This window comes from Streptomyces sp. NPDC029159 (assembly GCF_055564055.1).
The window spans coordinates 282,264-297,314 of sequence record NZ_JBVHWT010000007.1 but is presented as its reverse complement, the minus strand read 5'-3'; the positions used below and the strand labels follow the sequence as shown (position 1 = coordinate 297,314).

The 15,051-nt window shown below is 73.9% G+C and carries 13 protein-coding genes; 11 read left to right on the top strand and 2 right to left on the bottom strand.

What is annotated here, in order from left to right:
* The first annotated feature begins 134 nt into the window (after window positions 1–134).
* The 11 genes from ACZ4U4_RS17060 to ACZ4U4_RS17010 all read left to right on the top strand — a co-directional run bounded on the left by ACZ4U4_RS17060 (window position 135) and on the right by ACZ4U4_RS17010 (window position 12,813).
* Window positions 135–1,013, top strand: a complete 879-nt coding sequence (locus ACZ4U4_RS17060; protein ID WP_467874483.1) for an amino acid ABC transporter permease — start codon at window positions 135–137, stop codon at window positions 1,011–1,013.
* Window positions 1,010–2,920: an FAD/NAD(P)-binding protein gene (locus ACZ4U4_RS17055; protein ID WP_467874481.1), complete on the top strand. Its 1,911-nt coding sequence runs from the start codon at window positions 1,010–1,012 to the stop codon at window positions 2,918–2,920. The genes ACZ4U4_RS17060 and ACZ4U4_RS17055 overlap by 4 nt, the downstream gene beginning before the upstream one ends.
* Window positions 2,904–3,788: an amino acid ABC transporter permease gene (locus ACZ4U4_RS17050; RefSeq protein ID WP_467874479.1), complete on the top strand. Its 885-nt coding sequence runs from the start codon at window positions 2,904–2,906 to the stop codon at window positions 3,786–3,788. Before ACZ4U4_RS17055 ends, ACZ4U4_RS17050 begins: the two co-directional genes overlap by 17 nt.
* The gene (locus ACZ4U4_RS17045) at window positions 3,785–4,555 is read left to right on the top strand and encodes an amino acid ABC transporter ATP-binding protein (protein WP_467874477.1); all 771 of its coding nucleotides are present in this window, start codon (window positions 3,785–3,787) and stop codon (window positions 4,553–4,555) included. The genes ACZ4U4_RS17050 and ACZ4U4_RS17045 overlap by 4 nt, the downstream gene beginning before the upstream one ends.
* 1 nt (window position 4,556) lies before the next feature.
* Window positions 4,557–5,564, top strand: a complete 1,008-nt coding sequence (locus ACZ4U4_RS17040; protein ID WP_467874475.1) for an ABC transporter substrate-binding protein — start codon at window positions 4,557–4,559, stop codon at window positions 5,562–5,564.
* A gap of 28 nt (window positions 5,565–5,592) precedes the next feature.
* Entirely contained in the window at window positions 5,593–6,630 is a 1,038-nt protein-coding gene (locus tag ACZ4U4_RS17035; RefSeq protein WP_467874472.1) for an LLM class flavin-dependent oxidoreductase, read from the top strand.
* On the top strand, window positions 6,627–8,003 hold the full coding sequence (locus ACZ4U4_RS17030; protein WP_467874470.1) for an NtaA/DmoA family FMN-dependent monooxygenase: 1,377 nt from the start codon (window positions 6,627–6,629) through the stop codon (window positions 8,001–8,003). The genes ACZ4U4_RS17035 and ACZ4U4_RS17030 overlap by 4 nt, the downstream gene beginning before the upstream one ends.
* Window positions 8,000–8,791, top strand: a complete 792-nt coding sequence (locus tag ACZ4U4_RS17025) for a DUF1684 domain-containing protein (protein WP_467874468.1) — start codon at window positions 8,000–8,002, stop codon at window positions 8,789–8,791. Before ACZ4U4_RS17030 ends, ACZ4U4_RS17025 begins: the two co-directional genes overlap by 4 nt.
* A 303-nt stretch (window positions 8,792–9,094) precedes the next feature.
* Complete coding sequence (locus tag ACZ4U4_RS17020) at window positions 9,095–10,000, top strand: S1 family peptidase (protein ID WP_467874465.1); 906 nt, start codon at window positions 9,095–9,097, stop codon at window positions 9,998–10,000.
* A 210-nt stretch (window positions 10,001–10,210) separates the two neighbouring features.
* On the top strand, window positions 10,211–11,257 hold the full coding sequence (locus ACZ4U4_RS17015) for a slipin family protein (RefSeq protein ID WP_467874605.1): 1,047 nt from the start codon (window positions 10,211–10,213) through the stop codon (window positions 11,255–11,257).
* A 488-nt stretch (window positions 11,258–11,745) separates the two neighbouring features.
* Window positions 11,746–12,813: a S1 family peptidase gene (locus tag ACZ4U4_RS17010; protein ID WP_467874463.1), complete on the top strand. Its 1,068-nt coding sequence runs from the start codon at window positions 11,746–11,748 to the stop codon at window positions 12,811–12,813.
* A gap of 105 nt (window positions 12,814–12,918) precedes the next feature.
* Here ACZ4U4_RS17010 and ACZ4U4_RS17005 read toward each other — a convergent pair whose 3' ends face one another.
* Window positions 12,919–13,422, bottom strand: a complete 504-nt coding sequence (locus ACZ4U4_RS17005) for a subtilase-type protease inhibitor (RefSeq protein ID WP_467874461.1) — start codon at window positions 13,420–13,422, stop codon at window positions 12,919–12,921.
* 335 nt (window positions 13,423–13,757) lie between these two features.
* Window positions 13,758–14,819, bottom strand: coding sequence for a DUF3533 domain-containing protein (locus ACZ4U4_RS17000; RefSeq protein ID WP_467874458.1), 1,062 nt, complete (start codon window positions 14,817–14,819; stop codon window positions 13,758–13,760).
* Window positions 14,820–15,051: the final 232 nt, after the last annotated feature.

Sequence of the window (15,051 nt, the reverse complement as noted above, 5' to 3'; positions counted from 1 at the left end):
ACAGTGCGGACAGCCTTGACAGAACGCCGTGTTGACCCCATAGCCTCGCTCCACGGCCGTGCTGAGGGGCGCGACCGTTCTGCCTGTGAAGGCGCATCTCCCGTGTTCGATCACCGCATCCACGGAGCCTTCGCATGCCCTCCGGCACCCTCCGCACCCCCGCCGTCCTTTCGTCCGCCCCACCGCCCGCCGACGGGCACCCCGCGAGTGAGGCGCCGCCGCGCATCGTCGCCCGCCGCCCGCTCGGCCAGTGGGTGGCCGCCGCCGTCGTCCTCGTCCTGCTGGGGCTGGTCCTCCGCTCCGTCGCCGGGAACGACGCCTTCCGGTGGGACCTCGTCGCCGCCTACTTCCTCACCACCCCGGTCCTGAACGGACTGCTGCTCACGCTCGGGCTGACCGCCGCCGTGATGGTCCTCGGCTTCGCGCTGGGCACCCTGCTCGCCACCATGCGGCTCTCCGCCAACCCCGTGCTGCGCGGCGTCAGCGCGGGCTACATCTGGCTCTTCCGGTCGATGCCGATCCTGGTCCAGCTGCTGTTCTGGTTCAACATCGGCGCGCTCTACCCGACGATCCTCGGCGTCAGGACCGTCCATCTGCTGGCGCCGCCCGCCATCGCCGTCCTCGGCCTGACCCTCCACGAGGCCGCCTACGCCGCCGAGGTGGTGCGGGCCGGGATCCTCTCCGTGGACCGGGGGCAGATCCAGGCGGCCCAGTCGCTGGGGCTCGGCCGGTGGCGGCGGCTGCGGCGGATCGTGCTGCCGCAGGCCATGCGCTCGATCGTGCCGCCCGCCGGGAACATGCTGATCGGCACCCTCAAGGGCACCTCCGTCGTCTCCATGATCGCCGTCAACGACCTGCTCTACTCCGTGCAGTTGATCTACCACCGCACCTACCAGGTCATCCCGATGCTGATGGTCGCCACCGTCTGGTACGTGATCATCACCTCGCTGCTCTCCGTCGGCCAGCACTACGTCGAGCGGCGCTACGCCCGCGGAACGGCCGGTGCCCGGTGAGCGCCGCACGGCGCCGGACCGGGCGCCCCGCCGTGGTGATCGTCGGCGCCGGGCCCCGCGCCACCGGCCTGATCGAGCGGATCGCCGCCAACGCCCCCGAGCTGTACGGCGATGCCCCGCTCGACCTGCACCTCGTCGACCCCTACCCGCCGGGCGGCGGCCGCATCTGGCGCCGGGACCAGTCGCCGCTGCTGTGGATGAACTCGCTGCCCGACGACTCCACCCTCTTCACCGACGACACCGTGGAGATGGCGGGGCCGGTGCGCCCGGGGCCGTCGCTCGCCCAGTGGTGCGCCGCGGTCCGCTCCGGCGGCATCCGCACCACTGCGGACGTCGCCGCGGCCGTCGCCGCCCTCGGCCCGCGCGACTTCCCCGGCCGCCGCCTCCAGAGCGCCTATCTGACCTGGGCGTACGAGCGTGCGGTGGCCGCGCTGCCGCCGCGCGTCGCCGTCCATGAGCACCGTCGCCGCGCGGTCCGCCTCGCCGGGCCCGCCGACGGCCGCCAGCAGATCTGGCTGGAGGGCTGCCCGGCGCCGCTCACCGCCGACGCCGTGGTGCTCGCCCTCGGGCATCTGGACGCCGAACCCGACGCGGACCAGCGGGAGCTGACGGACTTCGCGGCGCGGCACGGGCTGACGTATCTGCCGCCGGGCTTCACCGCCGACGCCGATCTCGACGGGCTGCGGCCCGGTGAGCCGGTACTGGTCCGCGGCTTCGGCCTCGCCTTCATCGATCTGATGGTGCTGGTGACCGAGGGCCGCGGCGGCCGGTACACGGAAGATGCCGACGGCCGGCCGACCTACCACCCGTCGGGCCGCGAACCGGTGCTGCACGTCGGCTCGCGCCGCGGCGTCCCCTACCGCTCCAAGATCGGCTACGAACCGGACGCGCCCCGCCCGCCGCTGCCGCGCTTCCTCGGCCCCGCCGAGGTCGACGCGCTGCTCGCCCGGCCCGGCGGCTTCTCCTTCGACGCCGACGTCCGCCCGCTGATCGAGGCGGAGCTGGGCTTCGCCCACTACCACCGCCTCTTCACCGCCCACCCCGGGCGCACCCGGCTGGACTGGCCCGCCTTCGAGCGCCGGTACGCCGCCGGGGACGCGGCCGCGCGCCGCGCACTGGCCGAGGAGGCGGTGCCCGATCCGGCCGACCGGCTCGACCTCACCGCCCTCGACCACCCGCTCGCCGGGCTGCGCCTCCCGGACGCCGACGCCCTCCAGGACACCCTGCGCACCCACATCGAGGCCGACCTCACCCGCCGCCACGACCCGGCGTACAGCCCCGACCAGGCAGTCTTCCTGGCGCTGCTCTCCGTCTACGGGCAGCTGATCCGGATCGGCGACCGCGGCCCCTGGTGGCACGGCTTCTTCAGCTACCTCGCCTCCGGGCCGCCCGGACCCCGGCTGCGGCAGCTGCTCGCCCTCTCCCGCGCCGGACTGGTCCGCTTCCTCGGCGCCGGCACCACCGTCACCGCCGACCCGGCCACCGGGCGGTTCACGGCCCGGTCGGCGACCGTGCCCGGCGCCGCGACCGACGCCCGCGCGCTGGTCGAGGCGCGGCTGCCGGAGCCGACCGTGGCCCGCTCCGCCGACAGTCTGCTGCGCGCCCTGCACGCCGACGGTGCCGCCGCGACGCCCGCCGGGCTGCTCGCCGTGGACCCCGCCGACGGCCGCGTCCTGGACCGTGCGGGCCGCCCGCACCCGCGCCGTTTCGCCCTCGGCCCGCACACCGACGCCCGCTCCGGCGGCGCCTTCACCCGCCCCCGTACCAACGCGCCCGCCTTCCGGCAGAACGACGCGAGCGCGCGGGCGCTGCTCACCTTCCTGACGGAGCGCGCGGCGCCGCCCGCCGCGCGGCCCCGCACCGTCCGTGCCGCATCCCGCGAGGACCGCCATGCCGCTGACCGCTGAACCCCCCGCCGCCACCACGGCACCGCCCGGCGCGGACGGCCCGCAGACGCTGCGGGTGGTGCCCGTGCGCCACCCCTGGCGCTGGGTTGCCGTCGCCGTGACCGCCGTGCTCCTCGCCCAGTTCGTCCACGGTCTGGCCACCAACCCGGCCTGGGAATGGGGGGTGTTCGCGCAGTACGTCTTCGCCCCCGCGGTGCTGCACGCCGTCGGCACCACTCTCCAGCTGACGGCCTACGGCACCGCGCTGGGCTTCGCCCTCGGCATCGTGCTGGCCTTTGCGCGGCTGTCCGCCAGCCCCTTCCTGCGCGCCGTCGCCCACGGCTACGTCTGGGTGTTCCGCTCCGTCCCGCTCATCGTCCAGCTGCTGTTCTGGTTCAACCTCGCCTACCTCTACCGCCGTATCGACCTCGGCGTCCCCTTCGGCCCCGGCTTCTTCTCGTTCGCCACGACGGACCTGGTCGGCGCGGTGGGCGCGGCGGTCCTCGGCCTCGCGCTGCACCAGGCCGCGTACGCCGCCGAGATCGTCCGCGGCGGGGTCCTCGCCGTCGACGCCGGGCAGCGGGAGGCGGCCGCCGCCCTCGGCATCCCGCGCCTGCGCCAACTGCGCCGCATCGTGCTGCCGCAGGCCATGCGCGCGATCGCGCCGAACGCCGCCAACGAGGTCATCTCGCTCTTCAAGGGCACCTCGATCGTCTCCGTCATGGCGATCGGCGAACTCTTCTACCAGGTCCAGGTCATCTACGGCCGCACCGGCCGCGTCGTCCCGCTGCTGATGGTCGCCACCGTCTGGTACCTGCTGCTGACCGGCGCGCTCTCCGTCCTCCAGCACCACGTCGAACGTCACTTCGCCAAGGGAGCCACCCGATGAGTCCACAGCCCGCGATGGTCGAGGTCCGCGCCGTCCGCAAGAGCTTCGGCCCGCTCGACGTCCTCAAGGGGGTGGACCTGCGGGTCGCCGCCGGTGAGGTCACCGTCGTCATCGGACCGTCCGGCTCCGGCAAGTCCACGCTGCTGCGCACCCTCAACCACCTGGAGAAGGTCGACAGCGGCACGGTCGCCGTCGACGGCACACTCGTCGGCTACCGCCGCTCCGGCGACAAGCTGTACGAGCTGCGCGAACGGGAGATCCTGCGGCAGCGCACGCAGATCGGCTTCGTCTTCCAGGACTTCCACCTCTTCCCGCATCTGACGGTGGTGGAGAACCTCACCGAGGCGCCCGTGTCGGCGCTGGGCCGCTCCCGCAAGGAGGCCACCGCCACCGCGCTGGCGCTGCTGGCCCGCGTCGGGCTGGCCGACAAGGCCGACGCCTATCCGCGTCAGCTCTCCGGCGGCCAGCAGCAGCGCGTCGCCATCGCCCGCGCCCTCGCCCTGGAGCCCAAGCTCCTCCTCTTCGACGAGCCGACGTCCGCGCTCGACCCGGAGCTGGTGGGCGAGGTCCTCGACGTCATCAAGGACCTGGCGCGCCGGGGCACCACGATGATCGTCGTCACCCATGAGATCGGCTTCGCCCGGGAGGTCGCCGACACCGTCGTCTTCATGGACGACGGCCGGATCGTCGAACAGGGCCCGCCCGGCCAGGTGCTCGACGCACCCCGCGAGGCCCGCACCCGCGCCTTCCTCTCCAAGGTCCTGTGACATGCCCGGACCCCGCGAGACCGCCCCGAGGAGCCCCGCCGTGAACCGCCGCCGCGCCCTGGCCGCCGTCCTCGCCCTCGCCGCCGGACCGGCACTGGCCGCCTGCGGCTCCGGCGCCGCCGTCGAGGACACCGCACCCGTCGGCGCGGCGGGCGGGCCGAAGTTCAACATCGGCCCGGACCAGCACCGCGTCCGCGCCGCGAAGAGCGCGAAGGCGGCGGCGCTGGTCCCGGCCCGCGTCCGCGCCACCGGCGAACTGCGGGTCGGCGTCGCCGCCGAGAGCTCCCCGCCGCTGACCTTCTACGCCACCGACGACCGCACCCTCATCGGCGTGGAGACCGACCTCGCCACCCTGGTCGCCGACGCCCTCGGACTGCGGCTGCGCCTGGAGCCGCTGTCCTGGGAGAACCTCTTCGTCGGCCTGGACAGCGGCAAGCTCGACGCCGTCTTCTCCAACGTCACGGTGACCGAGGAGCGCAAGGAGAAGTACGACTTCGCCACCTACCGCCGCGACGAACTGGCGATGGAGGCGCGCAAGGGCACCCGCTGGCGCGTCCGCGGCCCCGCGGACGTCGCCGGGCGGACCATCGCCGTCGGCACCGCCACCAACCAGGAGAAGATCCTCCTGGAGTGGAGCGAGCAGAACGCGAAGGCCGGCCGCAAGCCCGTCGACATCCGCTACTACCCGAAGACCTCCGACACCTACCTGGCCCTCCAATCGGGCCGGATCGACGGCTACTTCGGCCCCAACCCGTCCGTCGTGTACCACGTCGACACGGCGGGACAAACGCAGAGCATCGGGCGGTTCTCCGGGGGCGGCGACGCCGTCCAGGGGGAGATCGCCGCGACCACGAAGAAGGGCAGCGGACTGGTCGGCGCCTACGCCGCCGCGCTGCGCGCCGTCATCGCCGACGGCAGCTACCGCACCGTCCTCGACCGCTGGGGGCTGGGCGCCGAAGCCCTCACCACCTCGCAGATCAACCCGCCCGGCCTGCCCCGGACGCCCTGACCACCGCCCCTCCCGGAAGGCAACCCCCATGGCCTCACCCGCACCGCGCCCGATCCCGCTGGCCGTCGCCCTCGACGGCCCCCCGGGCCCGCCGGAGCGCTTCGACGCGTCCGCCCACCTCCCCCTGGTCCGCCTCGCCGAGCGCGGCACCCTCGACTTCGTCACCCTCGGCGACGCCTTCGGCCGCCCGGGGCCCGACGCCCTCGCCGTCCTGTCCCGGATCGCCCCGGCCACCACCCGCATCGGCCTGGTCCCCACCGTCACCACCACCCACACCGAGCCCTTCCACGTCGCCACCTCGATCGCCACCCTCGACTGGGTCAGCGCCGGCCGGGCGGGCTGGCAGCCGGACGTCTCGCTCACCGCGGCCGAGGCGGCGCTCTTCGGCCGCCGCCTCCCGCCCGCGCCCGACGCGGCGTGGCGGGAGGCGGGCGAGGTCGCGGAGGTCGCCGCCCGGCTCTGGGACAGCTGGGAGGACGACGCCGAGATCCGCGACCGGGCGAGCGGCCGCTTCATCGACCGCGACAAGCTCCACTACGCCGACTACACCGGGGAGTTCTTCGCGGTCCGCGGTCCCTCCACCGTGCCCCGGTCCCCGCAGGGCCGCCCGCCCGTCGTCCTCGACGCCACCGGCGGCGGGCCCGGCGGTGCGACCGTACGGCAGGTGGCCGCCGCGCACGCCGATGTCGCGCTGGTCCGCGCCCAGGATCCGGCGGCCGCCTCCGCCGCCCGCGACGATCTGCGCGCCCGCGCCCGCGCGCTGGGCCGCGACCCGGACCGGCTGCTGGTCCTCGCCTCGGTGGCGATCGAGCTGTACGCCTCCGGGGACGCCGTCGCCCTCGCCGAGCTGATCGGCGACTGGTACGCGGACGGCGCGGTCGACGGCTTCCATCTGCGGCCCGCGGACCCCGCCCGTGACCTGGGCCTTCTCGTCGACGGCACCGTCCCGGTCCTCCAGCACCGCTGCCTGCTCCGCCGCTTCTACCCGGGCGCCACGCTCCGCGAGCACCTGGGCCTGCCCCGCCCCGCCAACCGCCACACCCGCGCCCGAGAGGTCTCGCGATGACCGCCGCCCCGCACCCGTCCGACCCGTCCACGCCCCGGCAGATCCATCTGGCCGCGCACTTCCCGGGCGTCAACAACACCACCGTCTGGGACGACGCCCCGCCCGCCACCGGCCGGGGCGCGGCCCGCCATCCCTCGCTCGGCAGCCAGATCCGGTTCGACTCCTTCGTCCACCTCGCCCGGACCGCCGAACGCGGACTCTTCGACTTCTTCTTCCTCGCCGAAGGGTTGCGGCTGCGGGAACACAAGGGCCGCATCCACGATCTCGACGTGGTCGGCCGCCCCGAGTCGCTGACCGTGCTCACCGCGCTCGCCGCCGTCACCGACCGGCTGGGCCTGGCCGCCACCGTCAACGCGACCTTCAACGAACCGTACGAGCTGGCCCGCCGGCTCTCCTCGCTCGACCACCTCAGCGACGGCCGGGCCGCCTGGAACGTCGTCACCACCTCCGACGCCTTCACCGGCGAGAACTTCCGCCGCGGCGGCTACCTCGACCGCGCCGACCGGTACACCCGCGCCGCCGAATTCGTCGCCGCGGCCCGGAAACTGTGGGACTCGTGGGACGGCCCGGCACCCGAGCCGGTCCGCCACCGCGGCGCCCACTTCGACCTCGCCGGGCCGTTCACCCTGCCGCGCTCCCCGCAGGGCCACCCGGTGATCATCCAGGCCGGGGACTCGCCCGAGGGCCGCGACTTCGCCGCCGCCACCGCCGATGTGATCTTCACCCGGCACAGCGGACTCGCCGCGGGCCAGGCGTTCTACGCCGACGTCAAGGGGCGGCTCGCGGCCCACGGCAGGCGGCCGGAGGATCTCAAGATCATGCCGGGGGTGACCTTCGTCCTCGGCGACACCGCAGCCGAGGCCCAGGAACACGCCGCCGAGATCCGCCGTCGCCAGATCTCCCCGCAGAACGCCCTGCTCGCCGCCGAGCAGATCTGGGGCGTCGACCTCTCCGCGTACGACCCGGACGGGCCGCTGCCGGACATCGACCCGGACCCGCGCTCGGAGCTGGCGCAGGGCCGCGTCAAGATCGGCGACCCGGCGGCGGTGGTCGCCAAGTGGCGGGCGGTGTCGCAGGCCAAGGGGTTGTCGCTGCGCGAGACGGTGATCGAGACCACCGGCCGGCAGTCCTTCATCGGCACCCCGCAGGCGGTCGCCGCGGAGATGGCCGCATTCGTCCGCGACCGGGCGGCCGACGGCTTCATCCTCGTCCCGCATCTGACGCCCGACGGGCTCGACCCGTTCGTCGACCGGGTCGTCCCGCTGCTCCAGGAGCGCGGCGTCTTCCGCACCGAGTACACCGGCAGCACCCTCCGCTCCCATCTCGGTCTTCCGGAAGCAGTTACTCCGGTATGGCAGGGTGAGGCGTCATGAGCACCGGTACGGACGCCCGCGCGGCGTGGCGGACCTGGCGTGAGCGCCGCACCGCCGAGATCTCCCGCCCCTACGGGCCCCTGGCCCTGACCGGCACCTTCTGGCTCGCCGACCACGCCGACGGCCGGATACCCGGGCTGCCGGGCCGCTGGACCGAGGACGGCGACGCGGTCGTGCTGCACGCCACCGCCGCCGACGGCCTCACCGCCGACGGCGCCCCGCTCGACGGCGAGGTCCGCCTCGGGCCGGATGCCGGACCGGAGTCCGCCCGGATCGCCCACGGTGAGCGGCGGCTGCCGGTGCTGCGCCGCGAGGGCCTGTGGGCGGTCCGCGACTTCGACCCCGCCGCCCCCGCCCGCCGCGACTTCACCGGCATCGACGCCTACGACCACGACCCGCGCCGGACGGTGCCGGGCCGCTTCCGCCCGTACGGCGAGAGCCGCGCGGTCCGGGTGCCCAACGCCGACGGCGTCCGCCGGGAGCTGGGACTCGCCGGGGAGCTGACATTCGCGGTGGACGGCGCCGAGCACGCGCTCCAGGTCGCGGTCGAGGGCGACGGCTCGCTGTGGGCGGTCCTCGCGGACGCCACCAGCGGCAGCGAGAGCTACCGCTTCCGCTTCCTGCGGTCCCCGGCGCCCGCCGCGGACGGCACCGTCACCGTCGACCTCAACCGGGTGCTGCTGCCGCCGTGCGCCTTCGCCGACCACTTCATCTGCCCGTTCCCGCCGCCCGGCAACACCCTGCCGTTCGCCCTGCGGGCGGGGGAGCGGAACCGTTCCGGCACCTGATCCGTCCCACCCCTGACCGAGGGGGTCAACCGCCGTCCCGGTGCACCCGAGAGGGTCTGCCGGGGCGGCGAACTCCGCGCTGCCCGGAGACGGTTGACCCCGGTCCGTCACCCACTCGCGCCTCACGGCCCCCTTGCGCGGCGGCCCGATCCATCCGAGACTCCCGTCAGCGCTTGTCAGGGGCACGCAAAAATGATCGTGCGGAAGATGCGGATTTCCGCCTGCCGGAAATCCGCGGCGCGCCCCTCGACTGCGCCTCACGGGCCGCCGCAGGCGGCCCACCGATCCCCTCGGAGGAATCACGTGAGGAACGAGCGCACCATTCCCCGCAGCGGCGTGGCGAGACGCACCCGACTGCTCGCCGTGGCCACCGGACTGCTGGCCGTGGGGGCCATCGCGGTCCCGACCGCCACCGCGCAGAACTCCGCAGCAGCCCCGAAGTACAGCGCCGCCCAGCTCTCCGCGGCCAGCTCCGCCATTCGCTCCGCCGATGTCGCCGGCACCGCCTGGGCGGTCGACCCGGCCACCAACGAGGTCGTCGTCACCGCCGACTCCACCGTCTCCCGCGCCGACCTCGCCAAGGTCGAGCGCGCGGCGGGCAGCAACGCCGGTGCGGTACGCGTCGAGCGGACGCCCGGCACCCTGCGCAAGCTGATCTCCGGCGGCGACGCCATCTACGCGCCGAGCTGGCGCTGCTCGCTCGGCTTCAACGTCCGCAGCGGCAGCACGAACTACTTCCTGACGGCCGGTCACTGCACCGACGGCAACCCGCCCTGGTACGCCAACTCCTCGGGCACGTCGAGCATCGGGCCGACCGCCGGGTCCAGCTTCCCCGGCAACGACTACGGCATCGTGAAGTACACCGGCTCGGTCACCCCCGAGGGCACCGTCGGCAGCCAGGACATCACCAGCGCCGGCAACCCGACGGTCGGCCAGACCGTCACCCGCCGCGGCTCCACCACCGGCACCCACAGCGGCAAGGTCACCGCCCTGAACGCGACGGTGAACTACGGCAACGGCGAGATCGTCTCCGGTCTCATCCAGACCACCGTCTGCGCCGAGCCCGGCGACAGCGGTGGCCCGCTCTACTCCGGGACCACGGCCCTCGGCCTGACCTCCGGCGGCAGCGGCAACTGCACCTCGGGCGGTACGACGTTCTTCCAGCCCGTCACCGAGGCGCTCAGCGCCTACGGCGTGAGCGTCTACTGATCCCCTCGGGGCGGCCTTGCTCCCCGCCCCTGATCCGCTGATATCGGCGTACGGCCGGACGACGGTCCGGCTCGGGCCGGGCCCCTGCCCGCCGGCAGGCAGGGGCCCGGCCTCCCGCGTTTCCGTCCCGGACGACACCCGCCGCTCCAGGCATACCATGGTAAAGAACGCAAACCGGTCGAAGTGGCAGAGGCCAGTCAGGGGACCGTGATGCTGGAAGAGCTGGTGACCAGCGGGATCGCCGCCGCCTCGGTGGGCGCTGTCTATCTCCTCGCGGCGGCGCGCGTGGTCAAGCAGTACGAACGCGGTGTGGTCCTGCGGCTGGGCCGGCTGAAGTCCGCGGTCCGCGGCCCCGGCTTCACCATGATCGTCCCGGGCGTGGACCGGATGCGTAAGGTCAACATGCAGATCGTGACGATGCCGGTGCCCGCACAGGAGGGTATCACCCGCGACAACGTCACCGTCCGCGTCGACGCCGTCGTCTACTTCAAGGTCGTGGACGCCGCCGACGCCGTCATCGCCGTCGAGGACTACCGCTTCGCGGTCTCCCAGGTCGCCCAGACCTCGCTCCGCTCCATCATCGGCAAGAGCGATCTCGACGATCTGCTCTCCAACCGCGAGAAGCTCAACCAGGGCCTCGCCGTGATGATCGACAGCCCCGCGCTGGGCTGGGGCGTCCAGATCGACCGGGTGGAGATCAAGGACGTGTCGCTGCCGGAGACCATGAAACGGTCGATGGCCCGCCAGGCGGAGGCCACCCGTGACCGCCGCGCCCGGGTCATCAACGCCGACGCGGAACTCCAGGCGTCGAGGAAGCTGGCCGAGGCCGCCCAGGCGATGTCCGACCAGCCCGCCGCCCTCCAACTGCGGCTGCTGCAGACCGTGGTGGCCGTCGCCGCCGAGAAGAACTCCACGCTGGTGCTGCCCTTCCCCGTGGAGCTGCTGCGCTTCCTGGAGCGCTCCGGCCTCCAGGCCCAGGCCGAGACGGCCCGCGCGGAGGCCGAGGCCGGCGCCTCCGGTCAGGTCCCGGCCCCGCCGTCCGGCGCGAGCGCCGACGGCTCCCCGCCGGACCTCGGCCCGGACCCGGCGCACCGGCCCGATCATTACCTGGACGAAGGGGAGTCGGCGGCCGCAGAGGTGGGGCCGGTCCCGCCGGTCGAGGACGTGGCGGACATCGAGGATGTCGGCCGCGTCGAGGACATCGGCCGGATCCGGAACGTCGAAGCCGACGGCGACGGCCGGGACACGGGCGCCTGAACCGTCCACCGGCTCCACTGGACAAGTTCAACTGACCTTTCTGTAGGGGTACTTGGGGGCATTTGGCCGACAGCTCACCCCGATACGGGCCCCGCGGCGAACCTGCCGCGGGGCCCGCGTCTGTCCCGGCGCGTGGGCGGCTCCGGGTAGTTCCTCTCCAACGGAGCGAAAATTTTCGGCCAGCGGACGGCGCGCTCCGGCCGGGGGCGCGCCGGGGGCGTGGGGCGGGCGGAAGTGTCCGTACTCGGGACGGACGTGGGCGGATATCGGTGTGACCGACGGGTGGGGAAGCGGTGAACTCCCGGCGGCGAGACCGGAACTCGGTCTTGTGCACGGGTGAGACAGGTGGGAATACTCGGCGACGCACGTTGGCATGGACGCGACTTCCCGGGTGTCGTGCGGGGAGCCGTCCGTCCGTGACCTGTTCCCCCACACTCTCGGGTCCGTGTCCCCCCTCGCGGGCCCTTCCCCCCACGGGAGGTACCGAGTTGAAGCACCGTCGCACATCCCAGCGCCGTGCGGTCCTGGCCGGCGCGGGAGCCCTGGCTCTCGCCGCCACCGCCACACTCACCCTGAACAGCGCCAACGCAGCAACCGCCCCGCAGCCGGCGAAGCTCTCCCCGGCCGCGGCGAGCACCCTCGCCTCGCAGGTCAACTCGGCGGGCACCGCCGGTTCGTACTACGACGCCCAGGCCAAGAAGCTCGTGGTCAACGTCGTGAACGACGCGGCGGCCAAGACCGTACGGGCCAAGGGCGCCGAGGCCAGAATGGTCAAGTACTCGATGGCCCAGCTGGACTCGGCCCGGCAGACGCTGAAGGCCGACGCCACCATCCCCGGCACCTCCTGGGGTGTCGACCCGCGGACCAACAAGGTCGTGGTGACCGCCGACCGCACGGTCAAGGGCGACGCGCTCGCCAAGATCACCAAGGTCACCAAGGGCCTCGGCGACAAGGTGACGTTCCGTCGGACCCAGGGTGAGCTGAAGCCGCTGATCGCCGGTGGCGACGCGATCTGGGGCAGCAGCGCCCGCTGCTCGCTCGGCTTCAACGTCGTCAAGGACGGCCAGCCGTACTTCCTGACCGCCGGCCACTGCGGTAACGCGGTCAAGAGCTGGTCCGACCAGCAGGGCGGCCAGGAGATCGCCACCACCGAGGACTCGACCTTCCCGGGCAACGACTTCTCGATCGTCAAGTACACCGGGGACACCGAGCACCCCAGCGAGGTGGACCTCTACAGCGGCAGCCCCCAGAAGATCACCAAGGCCGCGGACGCGACCGTCGGTGAGAAGGTGAAGCGCAGCGGCAGCACCACCCAGGTACACGACGGCACGGTCAAGGCGCTCGACGCCACCGTCAACTACCAGGAGGGTTCGGTCGAAGGGCTGATCCAGACCGACGTCTGCGCCGAGCCCGGCGACAGCGGCGGCGCCCTCTTCGACGGTGAGTCCGCCCTCGGCCTCACCTCCGGCGGCAGCGGCGACTGCTCGCAGGGCGGCGAGACCTACTTCCAGCCGGTCCCCGCGGCCCTGCAGAAGTACGGCGCCGAGATCGGCTGACGCTCCACCGGTCCCTGCCCCTGCCGGATCTCCGGCGCGGTGGGACGGTGCCCCCGGCCCCCGGACGTGTACGGCGTCCGGGGGCCGGGGCGCGTCCGGGCCCGGTCAGAAGGCGAAGACGGTGTTCGCGGCGGAGCGCAGCTCACAGGAGTTGGCGAAGGTGTGCGTGTACGCGACGCGCCTGCCCTGCCAGACGCCGTCCGCCGTCACCACGATCGGGTTCCACTCGCGGGTGCACACCGTGGTGCTGTCGGTGCGGGTCACCCGGTCGAACTCGCCGTTCACCGCGCGCAGCCGGGTACAGGCCGTGCCGGGCAGCGGGTGGGTGCCGGACGCCGTCGGCGCACAGCTCAGCGTCACGGCGCGCTGCACCGCGGCGTCCGCGCGGTGCTCCCCCTGGCCGACCGTCAGGACGAGGGCGGTCGGGGCGTAGAGCCCGGCGGACCGGGCCTGGGTGCGGTCGGCCGCCGGCGCGGCGGCCGCTGCCGGGGCGACGACCGCGACCGGGGCGGCGGTGGTGACCGGCGAGGTGGTGGCCTGCGCAGTGGTGGCGAGCGTGCCGGTGACCACGGCCGTGCCAAGCGCGACGACCCCAACGATGTACCGCATTGCGAACACTCCTTTGCCCGTAGGTGCAGATACCGGACGGGAGTCTGGCCCAGCCGCCGGGCGTCCGCATCTCCGTCGCTCACTTCGAGTCGATGGATGAAAGCCGTGGGTAGTGGCGCGAAGGATGTGGTGGAGATGTGGAGATCCGGCGGCGGAGTGGTGCCTTCGCTGCTGGCGCGGGGTGTCCGCCCGGAGCCCGCCCGGCCCGGCCGTGCGGTTCCGGCCGCGGCCCCCGGCGGCGGCCGTCGCCCGGCGCTCCCCGATTGGCCCGAAGGCGGTGCGTACAGGGGAGTGAAGCGGCGCTTCCGGGGCCCGCCGGCCGCCGCCGCGTCCGCTCAGGGGCGCGGGGTCACCGGCGCCAGCGCGTTGTTCCGGCGGTCCCGGTCGCGGAGCGCCGCGAGGACGATGCTGAGGAGCGTGCCGCCCGCCGCCCAGGCGCCGAGGATCAGCAGTGCCGAGGTCATACCGTTGCCGCCGAAGTAGGCGATCGAGCGCGCCGCCCAGGTGCCGGCGCCCGGCGGCAGCGCGGGACCGATCGCCCGCCAGAAGGGCGGCAGCAGCGGATACGGATACGCACCGCCCGCGCTCGGGTTGCCGAACACCACGATCACCAGGATCGCCAGCCCGATACCGATGACGCCCAGCAGGGTCTGGAACGCCAGGGTGGTCGCCCCCACCGCGAAGACGATCAGCGCGCCCAGTCCCCACAGCCCGAACAGGCTGCCGGGCAGCGCGTTCAGCACCGGCCCGATCACCACCGCCCCGGCCAGCCCGGCGACGATCGAGTAGACCGCGAGGGCGCCCAGCCGGATCACCGCGCGGTGGGTGTTGGCCGGGCGCGCGCCCGCGCTGATCGCCAGGATCGCGGCACAGAGATATCCGCCCACGCACCACCCGACGACCAGGTAGAACGACGACAGACTGCGCGAGTCGCCGTCCGCCGCGGGCCGTACGTCCTCGGTGTGCACGGTCCGCCCCTCGGCCTTCAGCGCCGCCCCGACGACCGCCTCCGTCGCCTGCGACAGCGCCGCCCCGCCGCCGCTCGCGACCAGCAGCCGGTCGGTGGTCGAGCGCGGGTCGACGACCAGCGCCGCATCGATCTTCCGGTCCCGCAACTGCTGGAGCGCCGCCTCCCGGGAGGGCAGCGCACGCGGGTCCAGGGGGGAGCCGGACACCTTGTCGAGCTTGGTCACCAGCTCACCGCGGGCCTGCGCGGGCGCGACCACGCCGAGCGCGATATCGGTCGGCTTCGGCGAGTGGAAGGCGCCCGCGTAGGAGGTGATGAACGCGACCATCAGGCCCAGTACGCCGATGACCAGCAGCGCGGCCCGGGCGCTCACCGCGCTCCGCACCTCCTGGAGAAAGGTCGTCCGGGTGGGGTCGTCGGTCGTGGCCATGGGCCGCTCCTCGCCGTGTCGCGCCGGTGCCCGTCCCCGGCGGTGCTCCCACATCATCCGGTCGGAGCAGCCAGCGCGCAGAGCGGGCAGGGCCGAATGACGGAGGGACGGGCGGCGCCGCCGTGTGCCGGGCGGTCGGGCGACGGCGGCGGGCGGTCGGCGAGGAACGACGCCACCGTCAGGACCGGCGGCCGAAGCGGCAACGCACCGGAGAACACCAGGACGCCCGGGC

Excerpts from the sequence above, each read along its gene's own strand:
- ACZ4U4_RS17060 (WP_467874483.1), top strand. The coding sequence starts at position 135 with ATGCCCTCCGGCACCCTCCGCACCCCCGCCGTCCTTTCGTCCGCCCCA.
- ACZ4U4_RS17050 (WP_467874479.1), top strand. The coding sequence starts at position 2,904 with ATGCCGCTGACCGCTGAACCCCCCGCCGCCACCACGGCACCGCCCGGC.
- ACZ4U4_RS17045 (WP_467874477.1), top strand. The coding sequence starts at position 3,785 with ATGAGTCCACAGCCCGCGATGGTCGAGGTCCGCGCCGTCCGCAAGAGC.
- ACZ4U4_RS17040 (WP_467874475.1), top strand. The coding sequence starts at position 4,557 with ATGCCCGGACCCCGCGAGACCGCCCCGAGGAGCCCCGCCGTGAACCGC.
- ACZ4U4_RS17035 (WP_467874472.1), top strand. The coding sequence starts at position 5,593 with ATGGCCTCACCCGCACCGCGCCCGATCCCGCTGGCCGTCGCCCTCGAC.
- ACZ4U4_RS17030 (WP_467874470.1), top strand. The coding sequence starts at position 6,627 with ATGACCGCCGCCCCGCACCCGTCCGACCCGTCCACGCCCCGGCAGATC.
- ACZ4U4_RS17025 (WP_467874468.1), top strand. The coding sequence starts at position 8,000 with ATGAGCACCGGTACGGACGCCCGCGCGGCGTGGCGGACCTGGCGTGAG.
- ACZ4U4_RS17015 (WP_467874605.1), top strand. The coding sequence starts at position 10,211 with ATGCTGGAAGAGCTGGTGACCAGCGGGATCGCCGCCGCCTCGGTGGGC.
- ACZ4U4_RS17005 (WP_467874461.1), bottom strand. The coding sequence starts at position 13,422 with ATGCGGTACATCGTTGGGGTCGTCGCGCTTGGCACGGCCGTGGTCACC.
- ACZ4U4_RS17000 (WP_467874458.1), bottom strand. The coding sequence starts at position 14,819 with ATGGCCACGACCGACGACCCCACCCGGACGACCTTTCTCCAGGAGGTG.